We start from the raw sequence: 18,683 nt of genomic DNA on the forward strand, positions 1-18,683 counted from the left end.
GCGGCCCTGAAGGGGCGAGCACAGCGAGTAATCCTCACGTACTACGTGTACGCTCCGGTTGTTGCGCGCTGTCCGTGACCAGACTGGCTGCAACAATGTACGCCTGACGAGTCAGACTCTGGGCGTTATCCGCGTTTACATTTGCGGGACAATTCACAAAACCGGCTGTGCTATGATGCGCAGCCTTAATTTATGTGCCTGACAACACCCCCTTTTCAGGGTTGAAAAATAGACGGTGAATGATGAATAACGGCTATATTGCATTTCCGCAGTTCGATCCGGTGATCTTCTCGATTGGACCGGTTTCGCTTCACTGGTACGGTCTGATGTATCTGGTGGGCTTTGTTTTCGCCATGTGGCTGGCTGTCCGCCGCGCCAATCAGCCGGGCAGCGGCTGGAAAAAAGAGGAAGTGGAGAACCTGCTTTATGCCGGTTTCCTGGGGGTCTTCCTGGGTGGACGCATCGGCTATGTGCTGTTCTACAACTTACCGCTGTTCCTGGAAAATCCACTCTATCTGTTCAAAGTCTGGGATGGCGGCATGTCGTTCCACGGTGGCCTCATCGGGGTGATTGTCGTCATGCTGGTCTTTGCCCGCCGCACCCGACGTAATTTCTTCCAGGTGGCTGATTTCATCGCGCCGCTGATCCCGTTCGGTCTGGGTGCCGGTCGTCTCGGCAACTTCATTAACGGTGAGCTCTGGGGCCGTGTCGATCCGGGCTTCCGCTATGCCATGCTGTTCCCTGGCTCCCGCAGCGAAGATGTCGCGCTGGCCGCCACCAATCCGCAATACCAGGCGCTGCTCAACACCTACGGCGTGCTGCCGCGTCATGCTTCGCAGCTCTATGAACTGGTGCTGGAAGGGATAGTGCTGTTTATCATCCTGAATCTGTTTATTCGTAAGCCACGCCCGATGGGCAGCGTCTCTGGCCTGTTCCTGATTGGCTATGGCGCCTTCCGTATTATCGTTGAGTTCTTCCGCCAGCCGGATGCCCAGCTTGGCCTGTTTGAAGGCGGAATCAGTATGGGACAGATTCTCTCTGTGCCAATGATTATTGCCGGTATTATTATGATGATCTGGGCGTATCGTCGTCGCCCGCAGCCACAATTTCGCGAGGAAAAATGAAACAGTATCTGGATTTAATGCAACATGTGCTGCACGAAGGCACGCCAAAAGCTGACCGTACCGGCACCGGTACGCTTTCAATTTTTGGTCACCAGATGCGTTTCAATCTGCAGGATGGTTTTCCGCTGGTCACCACCAAGAAATGTCATATCCGCTCAATTATTCATGAGCTGCTGTGGTTTCTGAAAGGCGATACCAACATCGGTTATCTCAAAGAAAACAACGTCTCCATCTGGGATGAGTGGGCGGATGAGAATGGCGATCTCGGCCCGGTGTATGGCAAACAGTGGCGCAGCTGGGGAACGGCCAGCGGCCAGGAGATTGACCAGTTAAGCCAGGTGATGGAGCAGCTGAAGCGCGATCCCGACTCACGCCGGATTATCGTTTCTGCCTGGAACGTCGGCGAGCTGAGCGAGATGGCGCTGGCCCCTTGCCACGCATTCTTCCAGTTCTACGTGGCGGACGGCAAACTCTCCTGCCAGCTCTATCAGCGCTCGTGCGACATCTTCCTGGGCCTGCCGTTTAACATCGCCAGCTATGCGCTGCTGGTACATATGGTGGCGCAGCAGTGCGATCTGCAGGTGGGCGACTTTGTCTGGACCGGCGGTGATACCCACCTCTACAGTAATCATCTGGAGCAGGCGCGCCTGCAGCTGACCCGCGAACCGCGTCCGCTGCCATCACTTGTTATCAAACGCAAACCGGCGTCGCTGTTTGACTATCAGTTCGAAGATTTTGAGATTGAAGGCTACGATCCGCATCCCGCGATCAAAGCCCCTGTCGCCATCTGATTCGCGATAAAAGATAACGCCCTGGCTTCATCGCCGGGGCTTTTTTTTGCCCGCAAACCGGTAAATCTGCGGTAACGCTCGCGCGCTTCTGCCAATTCATGCTGTTGGGGAAGATTCTCTGCGACGTGCTTTCCAGCCTGCCAAACCGCGCCTTGTTTCATCTGTTCATCACCCGCATTCTGACGCTATGAAAACAGCACACTTACGCGGTTTTACCCTGCCGGAACTGCTGCTGGTGATGGTGATTGCCGGCATGCTGAGTCTTGCCGCGCTGCATGGCTGGCAGCGCTGGCAACAGCGGCTGCAACTGCGCGACAGCGCCCAGCAACTGCAGGGATTCCTGCTTCGGCTGCGTGCCCAGGCCAACCGGCAAAATAGCGACCTGATTTTATGGTCACGGCCTGGCGATCCCTGGTGCATCGGTGCCGGAAGTCCCCCCGTTGCAGGGTGTGATAGCCGAAAACGGCTGCAATTCGTGGCGCCGCACGCTGGCGTTGCGCTCTATGGCATCCGGGGTGAACCGGGCTTCTATGGCCGACGTAATGTGGCCCGGGCGGGCAGCATTGAGCTGGGTAACAGCGCCGGACGAATGCGGTTGATTATCTCGGCCAGAGCCCGTATTCGGCTCTGCAGGACGGATGAGGAGACGTGTCGTTGAAAATGGCCGGATTCAGCCTGCTGGAGATGCTGATCGCCCTGGCAATCAGCGCCGTCGTGATGTTAAGTGCTGGCCGTTTTCTGCCGCTGCTGCTGGCAGAGAACGCCGGCGTGATGCAACGGGCGCAGCTGCGTCAGGAGTTACAGCAGATGATGGCGACACTGGAAAAAGCGGTGCGGCGTGCCGGTTATTGTCACGGCGAGTGTGGCAGTGGGGCGCTGCAAATCAGAGAGAACTGCCTGCTGCTGCGCTGGGATGAGAACAGCAACGGTAAATGGGAAGGGGTGAGCCATGCAGAGAGTGACTATTACGGTTATCGCCTTCGACAACAGCAGCTTGAGATGCAGCGAGGTGTTGAACAGTGTCAGTCAGCGGGCTGGGAGCGGCTCTCCGATCCCGCGTTTATGACGCTGGAGCAGTTCAGCGTCAGCCAGCAGGGCACGCAGGTCAGGATAGTGCTGCAGGCACGGGCCGGACGCTGGCTTGAAACGGTGGAGAGCTGGGTTGAGGCAGATAACCTGTGAAGCAGCGAGGCAGCAGCGCTCTGGGCATGGTGTTGATGATTATGGTCATCGGCAGCTTTACGCTGCATGCCAGCCGTAAGATGTCTGAGCAGGGAATGCGACTGCTGGCGGATGAGCAGCAGTTTATTCAGGGTTTCTGGCGGGCGCAGTCTGCGCTGCAATGGGGCTTCTCCCTGAGCTGGTCAGCCAGTGAGGCGGCCAGCTGTCAGCAGGATGATCGCCAGGGCTGGCGCAGCTGTTTACAACGAGGTGAAAAGGATGAAGGTCTGCTTAAAGGGGAGGCCAGCGGCAGTGGTATGGCGGTCTGGCAGTGGGTACGGTTACGGGGCAATCAGATTACCGCGTTGCCGCACGGCTGGATCGATTACTGCCCGCTCACGCCCCCGGCCACCTGCCAGTAAGCGCGGTGGATTCAGCCTGCCGGAAGTGTTGTTTGCTCTGCTGTTAATGGCATTAAGCAGCAGCACGCTGTTGCACTATCATCGCGCACTGGCACTGGGATTCAGCCAGCAGTGGTATCAGCGTGAAGCATGGCGGGTGGCTGAGCAGCAACTGATGGGACATGAGAGTCCCGGCTGGACTTCAATACTGCAACAGCAGAGCGGTCCTTCAGGCTGCACCCTGGATCGGGCTGACGTGACGGGACCTTATCAGCGCCGTGCCACCCTGACGCGGCTGCGATGTTAACTCTTCCCGGTCGCCCTTTTGATGGGTTTCAACCGCGATACGCGGTAAAGTGACAGAGCCGCAATACCGCAGTCACGTTCTGAGTTATCACAGGAGTTTTCATGTTTCACGTTTATCACTCAAATCAGCTTGATGTGCTGAAGATTCTGGCGGCTGCGGTGATTAAACATGACCCTCTTGATGATCCTTTCGCCTCAGAAATGGTGTTGGTGCAGAGTCCGGGTATGGCGCAGTGGCTGCAGATGGAGCTGGCGCAAACCTTTGGTATTGCTGCCAATATCGAATTCCCGCTGCCTGCCAGTTTTATCTGGGAGATGTTCGTCCGCGTACTGCCCGATATCCCGGTAGAAAGTGCTTTCAGTAAGGCCAGCATGGGCTGGAAGCTGATGCACCGGCTGCCGGAGATGCTGAAGCATGAAGAGTTTACCTCTCTGCGCCACTATCTCCATGACGACGGCGACAAGCGTAAACTGTTTCAGCTCAGCTCACGTGTGGCCGATCTGTTCGACCAGTATCTGGTCTATCGTGCCGACTGGCTCAACAGCTGGGAGCGCGGCGAAACCATTGAGGGGCTGGGCGAGGCGCAGCGCTGGCAGGCTGCCCTGTGGCGTGATCTGGTGAGTTATACCCAGGCCCTGCGCCAGCCTGAATGGCACCGCGCCAACCTCTATGCGCGATTTATCCAGACGCTGGATCAGGCGAAAAGCACGCCGGAAAATCTGCCCAAACGGGTCTTTATCTGTGGCATCTCTGCGCTGCCGCCGGTCTATCTGCAGGCGTTGCAGGCGCTGGGACGTCACATCGACATCCATCTGCTGTTCACCAATCCCTGCCGCGATTACTGGGGCGATATTCAGGATTATGCGTTTCTGGCGAAACTGCAAAGTCGTCAGCGCCGACGTCATGGTGCTGATGAATCACGCGGACTCTTCCGGGATGCAGAGCAGGCACCGGCGCTGTTTAACGACGCTGGTGAACAGCAACTGACCAACCCTTTGCTCGCCTCCTGGGGCAAGCTGGGGCGTGACAACCTGTTTCTGCTGAGCCAGATGGAGTCAAACGATGACATTGATGCTTTTGTCGATGTGGAGCCGGACAACCTGCTGCACTGTATGCAGCACGATCTTCTCAATCTGCAGGATAACGCCATCATCGGACTGAATGCGGCGGAACTGGCACACAGCGATCAGAAGCGCTGCCTGAATCCGGAGGATCGATCAATCGCGGTGCAGGTCTGCCACAGTGCCCAGCGCGAAGTTGAAGTGTTGCAGGATCATCTGCTGGCGATGATGGAGGCCGATCCGACGCTGAAAGCGCGTGACATCATCGTCATGGTGGCGGATATCGACGCCTACGCCCCTTTTATTCAGGCGGTGTTCGCCAATGCACCTGCCGATCGCTATCTGCCGTTTGCGATTTCAGATCGCCGTGCCAGTCAGGCTCATCCGGCCATTGTGGCGTTTTTGCATCTGCTGGCACTGCCGGACAGCCGTTTTGTCTCGGAGGATGTGCTGGCGCTGCTCGATGTCCCGGCGCTGGCTTCCCACTTCGCCATTGATGAAAGCGGCCTGCGTTTACTGCGGCGCTGGGTCAGCGAATCAGGTGTACGCTGGGGGCTGGATGATGCCAGCGTAGAAGCCCTGTCACTACCGGTTACCGGCCAGCACACCTGGCGCTTTGGCCTGCAGCGTATGCTGCTGGGTTATGCGATGGAGAGCCACAACGGTGACTGGGAAGGAATTCTGCCTTATGACGAGTCGGGTGGTCTGGTGGGGGAGCTGGCGGGACATCTGGCTGAGCTGCTCTCCCGGCTTAATCACTGGCGGCAGCTGCTTGCCGAACCCCGGCCACTGGCGGCCTGGCTGCCCATGTGCCGGGAACTGCTCAATGCCTTTTTCAGCCCCGATGCAGAAACCGAGGCCGCCTTACTGCTGGTGGAAGAGCAGTGGCAGCAATTGATTGAATATGGCATGGATGCGCGGTTTGAAGAGGCGATTCCGGTGGCGCTGTTGCGTGATGATCTGCGTAGCCGGCTTGATCAACAGCGCATCAGTCAGCGTTTCCTGGCGGGGCAGATTAACTTCTGTACCCTGATGCCGATGCGCTCCATTCCTTTTCAGCTGGTCTGTTTGCTGGGCATGAACGACGGCGTCTATCCACGGACCTTAGCGCCGTTAGGTTTTGATCTGATGCAGCAGCAGTCCCGCAAAGGCGACCGCAGTCGCCGCGATGATGACCGCTATCTCTTCCTGGAGGCGATGATCTCGGCGCAGCAGCAGCTCTACATCAGTTATATCGGCCGGGCGATTCAGGATAATACGGAACGCTACCCCTCGGTGCTGGTCACAGAACTGCTGGATTACATTGGACAGAGTTTTTATCTGGACGGTGATGGCCATCTTGAGCTGGATGAGAGTGCCGAACGGGTGCGGATGCACCTGCAGCACCTGCACAGCCGGATGCCGTTTGCCGCCGAAAACTTCCAGCCTGCTGCCAGACTGCAAAGTTTCGCCCGTGAGTGGTTGCCTGCTGCGCGAGGCGCGGGGCAGCCGCAGCCCGATTTTGTGCAGCCGCTGGAGGCGCCGTTAATTGACGCGCTAACGCTGGAGGCGTTCCTGCGCTTCTGGCGACATCCGGTCCGGGCCTGGTTCCACCAGCGGCTTGGCGTGAGTTTCTGGCTGGAGGAGAACGAACTGCCTGACAGCGAGCCGTTTGCGCTCGACAACCTTGAGCGTTATCAGATTAACGCGCAGTTGCTGAATGCCCTGGTCGAAGGCGAGGATACTCAGCGGCTTTATGCGCACCATCGTGCGGCCGGTAATCTGCCTTATGGCGCGTTCGGTGAGCTGTTCTGGCAGGCGCAGCGCGATGAGATGCAGGAAGTAGCGGCAGAAGTGGTCACCCAGCGCAGCGACGGCGAGAGCTGGGAAGTGAATCTGCAACTGGAGCAGGTCAGCTTAACCGGGTGGCTGACGCAGGTTCAGAGTGATGGATTGCTGCGCTGGCGGCCTGGCGTACTCAACATGAACGACGGACTGCTACTCTGGCTGGAACATCTGGTCTACTGCGCGCTGGGCGGCACCGGCAGCAGCCGGATGTTTGGCCGGCAGCAGAGCCGCTGGTGCTTCCTTGCTTTGCCGCAGGCAGAGGCGATTGCTGCGCTGAATGAGTATGTCACGGGATATCTCGCGGGTATGCGTCAGCCGCTGATGCTGCTTAACAAAAGTGGCGGCGCGTGGCTGACCGCCAGCTACGACAAAAAAAGTCAGCAGTTACTGACTGATGAGGCAACCCAGCTTAAGGCGCGTAATCGCCTGCTGACGGCCTGGTCAGGCAACTATCAGGTTGAGGGTGAAGGCAGCGATCCCTATCTGCAACGTCTTTGCCGGGTGCTGGATGAGCCACAACTACAGCAGATAACTGAGGCGGCACAGCGCTGGTATTTACCGGTACTGGCTGCACATCAGGATGATGAATAGCCGATCAGAAGGCGTTTTTGCTGACTGACTCATTACACAGAAATTTTGCTCTGCTTTGAGCCGCCGCGTCCGACATTGGCGGTTTATCGGGAAACGAGAGGGGTTTACATGCGGGTACACGCACGCTGGATAGCGGCGCTAATGTTAAGCCTGATGGCTTGCACAGCGCAGGCGCAGGAGCAGGCATCATCAGGCTGGCAGCCGGTTAACGACACCATTCGCAAAAGTGAACAGGATCCCCGCCACTATCAGGCTATCCGGCTTGATAATGGGATGACGGTATTACTGGTTTCCGATCCTGTGGCACCGAAATCGCTGGCGGCGCTGACGCTGCCGATAGGATCGCTGGACGATCCCGATCAGCAGGCGGGACTGGCGCACTACCTTGAGCATATGGTGCTGATGGGTTCAAAGCACTACCCGCAGCCCGACAACCTGGCTGAATTCCTGAAAAAACATGGCGGCAGCCACAACGCCAGCACAGCCTCTTACCGCACCGCCTTTTATCTGGAAGTGGAAAATGACGCGCTGGAACCGGCGGTTGATCGCCTGGCGGATGCGGTGGCTGAGCCGCTGCTGGATCCGGTTAACGCTGACCGCGAGCGCCACGCCGTGAATGCCGAGCTGACCATGGCGCGCTCGCGCGATGGCCTGCGTATGGCCCAGGTCGGCGCAGAAACCCTGAACCCGGCGCATCCGGCGTCACGTTTTTCGGGCGGCAATCTTGAGACCCTGAAAGATAAGCCAGGCAGCAAACTGCACCAGGCGCTGCAGGACTTTTATCATACGCATTACTCCGCCAATCTGATGAAAGCGGTGATCTACAGCAACAAACCGCTGCCGGAGATGGCGTCGATTGCGGCTAAAACCTTTGGCCGGGTACAAAATCATGACGCCAGCGTGCCGGAGATTACGGTGCCGGTGGTGACCGATGCGCAGCAGGGCATCATCATCCATTACGTTCCGGCTCAGCCGCGCAAGCAGCTCAAAATTGAATTCCGCATTGCCAACAACAGCGATCGGTTCCGCAGTAAAACCGACACGCTGATCAGCTATTTAATCAGTAACCGCAGCAAAAACACGCTGACTGACTGGCTGCAAAAACAGGGACTGGCCGACGGGGTGAATGCGGGTGCTGACCCAATGACCGAGCGTAACAGCGGCGTGTTTGCGATTACCGCGTCACTGACTGATAAAGGGCTGGCGCAGCGCGACCAGGTCGTGGCGGCGATATTCAGCTACATCAATCTTCTGCGTCAGCAGGGGGATGATAAGCGCTATTTCGATGAAGTTTCGCATGTGCTGGCGCTCGACTTCCGCTATCCCTCAATTACCCGCGATATGGATTACATTGAATGGCTGGCCGACACCATGCTGCGCGTACCGGTTGAACATACGCTGGATGCACCCTATCTGGCGGATCAATACGATGCCGCCGCGATTAATGCCCGGCTGGAAGAGATGACCCCGCAGCATGCGCGTATCTGGTACATCAGCCCGCAGGAGCCGCACAACAAAAAAGCCTATTTTGTGGATGCGCCTTATCAGGTTGAGAAGATCACCCCACAAACCTTTGCAGACTGGCAGCAGCGCGCCAGCCAGATTACGCTGGCGATGCCCGTGCTGAACCCCTATATCCCGGACGACTTCACACTGCTGCCGTCAGACGGCAAAACGTATCAGCATCCGGTGAGACTGGATAACCAGGACGATATGCGCATTTACTGGATGCCCAGTCGTTATTACGCCAGCGAGCCAAAAGCGGCGATTACCCTGGCGTTACGCAATAAGCACACCATCAGTGATGCCCGTCAGCAGGTGCTGTTTGGCCTGAATGACTATCTTTCCAGCCTGGCGCTGGACGAGCTTAATTCACAGGCTTCAGTGGGCGGCATCAGCTTCTCAACGGGTGAAGATGAAGGGCTGGTATTCAGCGCCAACGGCTTCACTCAGCGTCTGCCGACCCTGCTGAAGAAACTGGTGGAAGGTTATGCCACTTTCCAGCCGACAGAACAGCAGCTGGAGCAGGCGAAATCCTGGTATCTGGAGCGGCTGGACGCGGCGGAAAAGGGCAAAGCGTTTGAACAGGCGATTCAGCCAATGCAACTGCTGTCGCAGCTGCCATATACCCAGCGCGAGGCTCGCCGCAAGCTGGTAAGCACACTCTCACTTAAGGATGTCACTGACTATCGCGATACGCTGTTCCGCGACGCGACGCCGGAGATGCTGGTGGTGGGCAACCTCAGTGCTGACAGCGTGACGCAGCTGGGGCATGAGCTTAAACAGCAGATGCAGAGTCATGCGATCCGCGACTGGCATAGTCAGTATGTCTCGATTAAAAAACCGCTGAAAGCCAACCTGCAACAAAAAGGCAGCAGCACCGACTCCGCCCTTGCCGCGCTCTATGTTCCACTGGGATACAGTGAATATCAGAGCATGGCGCACAGCTCCATGCTGAGCCAGATTGTGCAGCCGTGGTTCTACAATCAGCTGCGGACCAAAGAGCAGCTCGGCTACGCGGTTTTTGCCTTCCAGATGCCTGTGGGTCGCCAGTGGGGGATCGGCTTCCTGCTGCAAAGTAACAGCAAACAACCGGGCTGGCTGTTGCAGCGCTATCAGGCCTTCTACCCGCAGGCGGAAAAACGTCTGCGCAGTATGAGCCAGGCAGACTTTGCCCAGTATCAGCAGGCGATGATCAATGATTTGCAGCAGCGTCCTCAGACGCTCTTTGAGGAAGCGGATCGCTTTAGCCGCGACTTTGATCGGCAGAATGATCAATTTGATACCCGGCAAAAAATGACAGAGCAGGTTCAGCGGTTAACCCCGGCGAGCCTGGCAGACTTTTTCCGGCAGGCCGTGATCGAACATAAGGGCATGGTGATGACCTCGCAGATTGCAGGCACCGGCAATGGCAAAGTTGAGTTTGCCCGTCAGCCTGGCTGGAAAACCTGGAGTGAAGTGGCACAACTGCAGCAGTCGCTGCCGGTAAAGAGTGAGACCCAATGACGCAGTTACCTCCCGTATCGCTGAATCCTTTAACGCTGCCGCTCAGAGGCGAGCGGCTGATTGAGGCGTCAGCGGGCACCGGAAAAACCTTTACCATTGGTCTGCTCTATCTGCGCCTGCTGCTGGGGCTGGGCGGTGAAAACGCCTACAGCCGGCCGCTCTCTGTCGAAGAAATTTTAGTCGTGACCTTTACCGAGGCCGCGACCGCCGAATTGCGCGGGCGCATCCGCGAGAATATTCATCAGCTACGTCTGGCCTGTATCCGCGGCAAAAGCAGCAATCCGATGCACCAGTTACTGCTGGAGCAGATGCCGGATCTGAGTCAGGCCGCCGCGCAGCTGCTGGCTGCCGAGCGGCAGATGGATGAAGCCGCCATTTTCACCATTCACGGCTTCTGTCAGCGGATGCTGAATCTCAATGCCTTTGAGTCGGGCATGCTGTTCGAGCAGGAGTTGATTGAAGATGAGCAGGCGCTGCTGAAGCAGTCGGCCGCCGATTTCTGGCGTCGTCAGTGCTATCCACTGAGTCTGGATGTGGCGCGGATCATCGCCGCAGAGTGGAGCGGGCCGGACAGTCTGCTGACCACGCTGCGCCCCTGGCTGCAGGGGGAATCGCCGGGGCTGAAACGTCCGCCTGCCGCCGATGAGACGCTGGCATCACGCCACGCCCGCAATCTGGCGCGCATCGAGGCCATCAAGCAGCAGTGGCAGGCGCTCAGCGCCGATGTTGAGGGCATTATCACTGCATCTGGCGTTGATAAGCGCAGCTACAGCAGTAAACATCTGCCCAACTGGGTGGCCCGCGTCACGCAGTGGGCCAGCAGTGACACGCTGGATTATCAGCTGCCCAAAGAGCTGGAGCGCTTTGGACAGCAGGTGCTGGAGGAGAAAACTAAAAAGGGTGAAGCGCCGCGTCATTCGCTGTTTGAGGCGATCGATCAGTTTCTGGCAGAACCGCTGTCGCTGCGGGATGTCATCATTGCGCAGGCGCTGACCGATGTGCGCGCCACGGTGCAGCGCGAGAAACGGTTACGTGCACTGTTAGGCTTCGACGATCTGCTCAGTAAACTGGATGAAGCGCTGCAGCAGCCAGGTGGCGTTTTGCTGGCAGAAACCATCCGGGCGCGTTACCCGGTGGCCCTGATTGATGAATTCCAGGATACCGATCCGCAGCAGTACCGCATCTTCCGCACGCTCTATATTAATCAGCCTGAACAGGCACTGTTTCTGATCGGCGATCCCAAGCAGGCGATCTATGCGTTTCGCGGTGCGGATATATTTACCTATCTGCGGGCCAGAAACGAAGTCAGCGCTCACTACACGCTGGATACCAACTGGCGTTCATCACCTGAGATGGTCGGGAGCGTCAACCGCCTCTTTTCTCAGCTCGATTCGCCTTTTCTGTTCTCGGCGATCCCCTTTCAGCCAGTTAAGCCTGCTGCGCCCAATCAGTCGCTGAAACTGATTTTTGACGAGCAGCAGCAACCGGCGTTACGGTTCTGGCTGCAGCCTGGCGAGGGCGTGGGTAACAGCGATTACCAGCAGTTTATGGCACAGCAGTGTGCGGCCGATATCAGCCGCTGGCTGGTGGCCGGACAGCAGGGGCGCGCCCGCCTGGGCAAAGGCGAGGCGCTGCAGCCGGTGCGGGCTTCCGATATCACCGTGCTGGTGCGCAGTCGTAATGAGGCCGGTTTAATCCGCGACGCGCTGAATGCGCTGTCGATTCCTTCGGTCTATCTCTCCAGCCGGGACAGCGTCTACACCACGCCGGAAGCGCGCGAACTGCTCTGGTTACTTCAGGCGATACAGGCACCTGAGCAGGAACGTCTGCTGCGCAGCGCGCTGGCGACCTCTATTTTTGCCATCGATGCAGCAACGCTCGACGCGCTGACACAGAATGAACGCGAGTGGGATGCGCTGGTGGAGCAGTTTGCCGTCTGGCAGCAGCTGTGGCATCAGCGCGGCGTGTTACCGATGCTGCGTGACGTGATGATCAGGCGGCAGCTGGCAGAGAATATGCTGGCCTCGGAGAACGGTGAACGTCGCCTGACCGATCTGATGCATCTGGGTGAACTGCTGCAGGAGGCTTCGGTGCAGCTGGAGAGTCCGCACGCCCTGGTGCGCTTCCTGGCGCAGCAGATTGCCCGGCCAAACAGCCAGGCCTCCAGCCAGCAGTTGCGTCTGGAAAGCGACCGCCATCTGGTGCAGATCATCACCATCCATAAATCGAAAGGACTGCAATATCCGCTGGTCTGGCTGCCATTTGCTGCCGGGTTCCGCGAGGCGGCCAGCGCGCTTTATCACGATCGCGACACGTTCACAGCACTGCTGGATGTGCAGGGTGATGCACAAAGTCTGGCGCTGGCCGAAGAGGAGCGCCTGGCGGAGGATCTGCGTCTGCTCTACGTGGCGCTGACCCGTTCGGTCTATCACTGCAGCGTCGGCATTGCGCCACTGATCAAAGGCACCCGCAAAAAAGAGGGCGAAAGCGATCTGCACAAGAGCGCGCTGGGCTACCTGGTGCAGCAGGGCGAGGCGGCGGATGCGCAGCAGCTCACTCAGCGACTGAATGCGTTAACCGGTGAAGGGATTGCGCTGGTTGAAGAGGCTCTGCTGCCGGGAGAAATGTGGCAGGATGCGCAGCAGGGCGATGAGGTTTTAAGCAGTCGCGACATTACGCGCGCGCTGGCTGACGTCTGGCGGGTAACCAGTTATTCAGGCCTGCAACAGCATCACAGCTCGCCGCTGCTGGATGCGATGCCCAACTTTGATATTGATGCCGCGGGCGAAGAAGAGAAGGGTGAAGAGGCTGCATTAACACCCCACCACTTTCCGCGCGGAGCGGCACCTGGTACGTTTTTGCACGGTCTGTTTGAGTCGATCGACTTTACCGAACCGCCGGACAGGGTCTGGCTGGAAGATCAGCTGCAGCATAATGGCTATCCGCTGAGCTGGTTGCCGGTTCTGGAACAGTGGATTGACCGGGTCTTACATACGCCGCTCAATGCTGAGGGGCTGACGCTGTCGGCGATAAAAAGCAGCGAACGCCTGATTGAGATGGAGTTCTATCTGCCGATCAACAATCTGCTGACTGCGGCGGATCTTGACGCTCTGCTGCGCCGGCACGACAGTCTCTCTCAGCAGGCCGCCCCCCTGGATTTTCGTCAGGTGCGGGGCATGCTGAAGGGCTTTATCGATCTGGTCTTCCGCTGGCAGGGAAAATATTATCTGCTCGACTACAAATCGAACTGGCTGGGGGATAGCCACGCCGCTTACACGCCAGAGGCGATGGCGCAGGCGATGATTGGCCACCGCTACGATTTGCAGTATCAGCTCTATACGCTGGCGCTGCATCGCTATCTGCAGCATCGTTTGCCGGACTACGACTATCAGCGTCACTTTGGTGGGGTGTTTTATCTGTTTTTGCGCGGGATGGATGGCAGCTCGCCGGACAACGGCATTTTCGCCACCCGACCTGCTGAAGCCTTTGTGGAAGAAATTGATGCACTGTTTGGTGAAACCGGGGAGATGTTATGAGTGACATGCTGAGTCTGCTGCTGCAGGCGGTAGAGAAGCGTCTCCTGCGGCCGCTGGATATACAGTTTGCCCAACTGGTGGCCCCGGAATCACAGCCTGGGCTGCTGCTCGCTGCGGCCTGCGTCAGCGCTGACTCGGGTGAGGGGCACGTCTGTTTACCGCTGAGCAACCTCTGCGAAGCGAATCTGTTCGCTGGTCGCCAGCCTGCGCTGGCTCAGGCGATCTGGCACGCCGCTGGTGCGCCGGAAGACTGGACAGCACGCTTTGCTGACTGGTCGGCAGTCAGTGATGGCAGCCTGGTTACGCCGCTGGTACTGAGCAATCAGCGTTTATATCTGCATCGGCTGTGGCAAAGCGAAGGCCGGGTTGCCGACTTCTTCGCTGCGCAGGAAGTGAAAACTGCGTTTGATATGCATGCTGCAGGCGACGTGCTGAACAGCCTGTTTGACGACCAGCCGGAGAACTGGCAGAAAATTGCGGCGGCCGTGGCGCTGACCCGCAAGACTGCGGTTATTTCCGGCGGGCCGGGTACCGGTAAAACCACCACTGTGGCGAAACTCCTCGCTGCCCTGATTCGCCTGAATCCCGGTGCACTGCGGATTCAGCTGGCGGCACCGACCGGCAAAGCCGCCGCGCGACTGACCGAGTCACTGGGCAGCGCACTGCAGGATCTGGCGGTCAGCGACGAAGAACGCCGGCGTTTTCCTGCCGAAGCCACCACGCTGCATCGCCTGCTGGGCGCACAGCCCGACACCCAGCGGCTGCGCTACCATGCCGGTAACCCACTGCATCTTGATGTGCTGGTGGTTGATGAAGCGTCGATGGTCGATCTCTCAATGATGGCAAAACTGATCGCCGCGCTGCCTGCCCATGCCCGCGTCGTGTTTCTGGGCGATCGCGATCAGCTGGCCTCGGTTGAAGCCGGTGCGGTGCTGGGCGACATCTGCCGCTGCACCGAAAGCGGCTACAGCCTGGCGCGGGCAGAACAGCTCGGCCTGCTGACCGGCTGCACACTGCAGGGCAGTGACGATGTGCAGGCACCCGCAGTCCGCGACAGTATCTGTCTGCTGCAGAAGAGTTATCGTTTTGATGACTCATCTGGCATCGGCCAGCTGGCAAAAGCGATCAATCGTGGCGATGCAGAGCAGGTCAGGGCGGTGTTTGCTGCGGCTTATGAGGATATCAGTTACCAGCCGCTGAACAGCGCTGACGCTTATCAGGCGATGCTGGATGAGGTAGCCCAGGGTTATCAGCCCTTCCTGCAGTTGATCAGACAGCAGTCGTCGCCCGCAGAAGTGATTGCCGCTTTTGGCCGTTATCAGCTGCTGTGTGCATTACGTGACGGGCCATTTGGCGTGCAGGGTCTGAACCAGCGTATTGAGCAGCGACTGATGCAGCTGCAGCGCATCCGTCGTCCTGGCATGGGCAGCCGCTGGTATGAAGGGCGTCCGGTGATGATCACCCGAAATGACAGCGCGCTCGGCCTGTTTAATGGCGATATCGGCATGACGATGCGGGATGAAGAGGGCAACCTGAAGGTCTTTTTCCCGCTGCCGGATGGATCGATCAAGGCGATTCAGCCGAGCCGGTTACCCTCACATGAAACGGCCTGGGCGATGACGGTGCACAAATCACAGGGCTCGGAGTTTGATCATACCGCGCTGGTGATGCCCACGCAGTTTCTGCCGGTGCTGACCCGTGAACTGGTCTATACCGCGATTACACGTGCACGGCGGCAACTGACCATCTACAGCGAACCCGGCGTATTTCAGCGTGCCGTGCAGCTGCAAACGCAGCGACGCAGCGGTCTGGTGGAGCGACTAGGGGAATCTGGCTGAGAAGAGAGGGGACAGACCACGCGGGGGGGCCTGTCCCTTACGGATTGAATCAGGTGAGATCGGCCATCAACACTTTTGAACGGCGCTGATAGTTATACATCTCTTTTTTACTCTCGGGCAGGGACTCAATATCTACCGGCGTAAAGCCGCGTTCCTGGAACCAGTGGATGCTGCGGGTGGTTAAAACAAACAGTTTTTCCAGCCCCATCTGGCGTGCCTGAAGTGCCACGCGCTGCAGCAACATCTCACCGCGTGAAGAGCTGCGATAGTCAGGATGAACCGCCACACAGGCCATTTCGCCAATCTTTTCATCCATAAACGGATAGAGTGCTGCACAGGCGATGGTCAGATTATCGCGCTGAATGATGGTGAACTTATCAATTTCCATTTCCAGCTGCTCGCGCGAGCGACGCACCAGAATACCCTGCTGCTCCAGCGGACGGATCAGTTCGAGGATGCCGCCGATATCATTGATATTGGCGCGACGGATCTGCTCTGCCGACTCCATAACGATCTGGGTACCGATACCGTCGCGTGAGAAGAGCTCCTGCAACAGCGCGCCATCTTCCTGATAACTGATTAAATGGCTGCGGCGAACACCACTGCGGCAGGCTTTCACCGCCCCACGCAGGAAGCGAACGGTCCCGGAAAGATAATCGCCTTCCTTTTCAATCTCGTCGATACGAGCCTGCGCATCATTCGGGAAGAGCTCGGAGATGATTTCACCCTCGCTGTTCAGCACGCCCTGCTCAGAGCAGAAGCCGATCATTTTCTCCGCTTTGAGTTTAATCGCCAGCTGGGTAGCCACTTCTTCCGAGGTCAGGTTAAAGCTTTCGCCGGTAACTGAAACCGCAACCGGGCCCATCAGCACAATCGCATCGTTATCCAGCTGACGATGAATGGCCTCTTCATCAATACGACGGATACGGCCGCTGTGACAGTAATCTACGCCATCATCCACGCCCAGCGGCTGTGAAATAATGAAGTTGCCGCTGACCACGTTGATATGCGCGCCCTGCAGCGGCGTGTTGTTGAGACTCATTGAGAGGCGGGCCGTGATATCTAACTGCAGTCGGCCGGCGGCCTGCTTCACTAACTCCAGCGATTGCGCGTCGGTGACCCGGGTAAACTTATGGTAAACCGGCTCCAGCTGCTGCTGAGCCAGGCTGGCATCAATCTGCGGTCGTGCGCCATACACCACGACGAGGCGAATGCCCAGGCTGTGCAGCAGGCCGATATCATTAACGATGCCAGAGAAGTTTTCATGCTCAATCGCTTCGCCACCCAGCATGATGACAAAGGTTTTACCCCGGTGGGCATTGATATAGGGAACGGTATGGCGAAAACCCTGAACCAGTTCGGTACTACGTTCCTTCACGGCCAACCCTCAGTGAATGTTTATTCGTATTTTTTGTATTTTTATGCTTTTACGCCCGGTTTTGCAAGTCTTAATCCTGACGAAAATTTACGTTTTTCTGGGTGTCAAAGCCGCTAACAGCCTGCATTATTTAGGGTTTCCGGGGTGACATCATGCTGCGGATTGGATAAAGTTTTCGCCGCCATTTTAGTAACTGGCGCTTTTTTAGACATTACACAGCAGCTGGAGCGGCATGTCAGACGTTAATTCCCATTTTTCACGCAGACGATTTTTACAGGGGACGGGCGCCTTACTGCTGTTAAGCGTCAGCCGGACAGGGTTGGCGGCGAAGAACCACATTGTGGCGGTGCGTATCTGGCCCTCATCGACCTACTCGCGGATGACGCTGGAGTCCAATGTCGCGCTGAAGTACAAGCAGTTTGCGCTGAGCAATCCCGAACGCCTGGTGATTGATATTCAGGGGCTGCATCTCAATCCGGTTCTGAAAGGGGTAGATAAGCAGGTTCGGGTCGACGATCCCTTTATTAAAAATGCCCGTGTCGGTCAGTTCGACAGCAACACGGTGCGCGTGGTACTGGAATTAAAGCGCAACGTCGCGCCGAAGATCTTTAATCTCTCGCCGGTCGCCGGGATCAATCACCGGCTGGTGGTCGATCTCTATCCGAGCCAGAACCAGGTTGAGGACGATCCTCTGCTGGCCCTGCTGAAAGATTACAACCAGGGCGATCTGGAGAAAGATGAAGGGGTGCAGGCGCCCTTACCCGGCAAAGCGGGGCGCGATCGTCCGATCATTATCATGATCGATCCCGGTCACGGTGGGGAAGATCCGGGCGCGCACGGCAAATATAAGACCCGCGAGAAAGATATTGTGCTGAAGATTGGACGGCGACTCAAAGCGCTGATCGATAAAGAGTCCAATATGAAAGCCTATATGACGCGCAATGAAGATGTCTTTATTCCGCTGCGCGTCAGGGTTGCCAAAGCCCGTAAACAGCGTGCCGACCTCTTTGTGTCGATCCATGCGGATGCCTTTACCAGTCGCGCGGCACGCGGCTCTTCAGTGTTTGCCTTATCAACCAGTGGTGCCACTTCGGCGGCGGCTCGTTTCCTGGCTCAGACTCAGAATGAATCAGACCTGATTGGCGGCGTCAGCAAAAGCGGTGACCGCTATCTCGATCACACCATGTTCGATATGGTGCAGCGTCAGACGATTCATGACAGCCTTAAATTCGGCAAAGAGGTGCTGCATCGCATGGGGCGCATCAACCATCTGCACAAACGCACCGTGGATCAGGCCGGATTTGCGGTGCTGAAAGCCCCTGATATCCCGTCAATTCTGGTCGAGACGGCGTTTATCAGTAATGTGGAGGAGGAGCGCAAGTTGCGAACCACCCGTTACCAGCATCAGGTGGCAGAGGCGATTCTGAACGGCATCAAAGCGTATGTAGAGAGTGGGGCGGCGCTGGCCCATCGGTAAAGGAGTGCGGGTAGCCGGGCTATCCGCGCGCTTTTCAGGGCAGAAAGAGGCTGAAGCGGCTTTTGGGAACGTCAGAAACAAAAAAACACCCTTTCAGGTGTTTAAATGATTGGTTGCGGGGGCCGGATTTGAACCGACGACCTTCGGGTTATGAGCCCGACGAGCTACCAGGCTGCTCCACCCCG

The 18,683-nt window shown here is 57.6% G+C and carries 12 protein-coding genes; 11 read left to right on the top strand and 1 reads right to left on the bottom strand.

Translation table 11 applies throughout. The features are described from left to right. Positions 1–242 precede the first annotated feature (242 nt). The 10 genes from lgt (at position 243) to recD (ending at position 15,643) form a co-directional block, all read left to right on the top strand. Entirely contained in the window at positions 243–1,124 is an 882-nt protein-coding gene (gene lgt / locus NR195_RS10840; protein ID WP_010248645.1) for a prolipoprotein diacylglyceryl transferase, read from the top strand. Beyond that, positions 1,121–1,915: a thymidylate synthase gene (gene thyA / locus NR195_RS10845; protein ID WP_010248642.1), complete on the top strand. Its 795-nt coding sequence runs from the start codon at positions 1,121–1,123 to the stop codon at positions 1,913–1,915. The genes lgt and thyA overlap by 4 nt, the downstream gene beginning before the upstream one ends. A gap of 187 nt (positions 1,916–2,102) precedes the next feature. Continuing rightward, positions 2,103–2,573, top strand: coding sequence for a prepilin-type N-terminal cleavage/methylation domain-containing protein (locus tag NR195_RS10850; RefSeq protein ID WP_245116002.1), 471 nt, complete (start codon positions 2,103–2,105; stop codon positions 2,571–2,573). Beyond that, a complete protein-coding gene (locus NR195_RS10855) occupies positions 2,570–3,097 on the top strand; it encodes a prepilin peptidase-dependent protein (protein WP_256844512.1) in 528 nt (175 codons plus the stop codon). Before NR195_RS10850 ends, NR195_RS10855 begins: the two co-directional genes overlap by 4 nt. Continuing rightward, on the top strand, positions 3,094–3,498 hold the full coding sequence (locus NR195_RS10860) for a DUF2509 family protein (RefSeq protein ID WP_033769930.1): 405 nt from the start codon (positions 3,094–3,096) through the stop codon (positions 3,496–3,498). Before NR195_RS10855 ends, NR195_RS10860 begins: the two co-directional genes overlap by 4 nt. A 25-nt stretch (positions 3,499–3,523) precedes the next feature. After that, positions 3,524–3,784: a prepilin-type N-terminal cleavage/methylation domain-containing protein gene (locus tag NR195_RS10865; protein ID WP_022623816.1), complete on the top strand. Its 261-nt coding sequence runs from the start codon at positions 3,524–3,526 to the stop codon at positions 3,782–3,784. Between the two features lie 101 nt (positions 3,785–3,885). Continuing rightward, positions 3,886–7,263, top strand: a complete 3,378-nt coding sequence (gene recC, locus NR195_RS10870; protein WP_256844507.1) for an exodeoxyribonuclease V subunit gamma — start codon at positions 3,886–3,888, stop codon at positions 7,261–7,263. Between the two features lie 108 nt (positions 7,264–7,371). Further along, positions 7,372–10,269 (top strand): pitrilysin, encoded by a 2,898-nt coding sequence (ptrA, locus tag NR195_RS10875; protein ID WP_158131405.1) that lies wholly within the window; start codon positions 7,372–7,374, stop codon positions 10,267–10,269. After that, positions 10,266–13,805: an exodeoxyribonuclease V subunit beta gene (recB, locus tag NR195_RS10880; RefSeq protein ID WP_256844508.1), complete on the top strand. Its 3,540-nt coding sequence runs from the start codon at positions 10,266–10,268 to the stop codon at positions 13,803–13,805. Before ptrA ends, recB begins: the two co-directional genes overlap by 4 nt. Then, positions 13,802–15,643, top strand: coding sequence for an exodeoxyribonuclease V subunit alpha (gene recD / locus NR195_RS10885; protein WP_256844509.1), 1,842 nt, complete (start codon positions 13,802–13,804; stop codon positions 15,641–15,643). The genes recB and recD overlap by 4 nt, the downstream gene beginning before the upstream one ends. A gap of 49 nt (positions 15,644–15,692) precedes the next feature. Here recD and argA read toward each other — a convergent pair whose 3' ends face one another. Next, positions 15,693–17,021 carry an amino-acid N-acetyltransferase gene (argA, locus tag NR195_RS10890; RefSeq protein WP_010248624.1) on the bottom strand — a complete coding sequence of 443 codons (1,329 nt, stop codon included), beginning with the start codon at positions 17,019–17,021 and terminating at the stop codon, positions 15,693–15,695. 232 nt (positions 17,022–17,253) lie between these two features. On the opposite strand from argA, the gene amiC reads away from it, so the two are divergent. Next, entirely contained in the window at positions 17,254–18,498 is a 1,245-nt protein-coding gene (gene amiC / locus NR195_RS10895; protein WP_010248623.1) for an N-acetylmuramoyl-L-alanine amidase AmiC, read from the top strand. Positions 18,499–18,683: the final 185 nt, after the last annotated feature.

It is taken from the genome of Pantoea sp. Ft-CA_14 (assembly GCF_024520875.1).
In the GTDB taxonomy this organism is placed as follows: Bacteria; Pseudomonadota; Gammaproteobacteria; order Enterobacterales; family Enterobacteriaceae; genus Pantoea; species Pantoea agglomerans.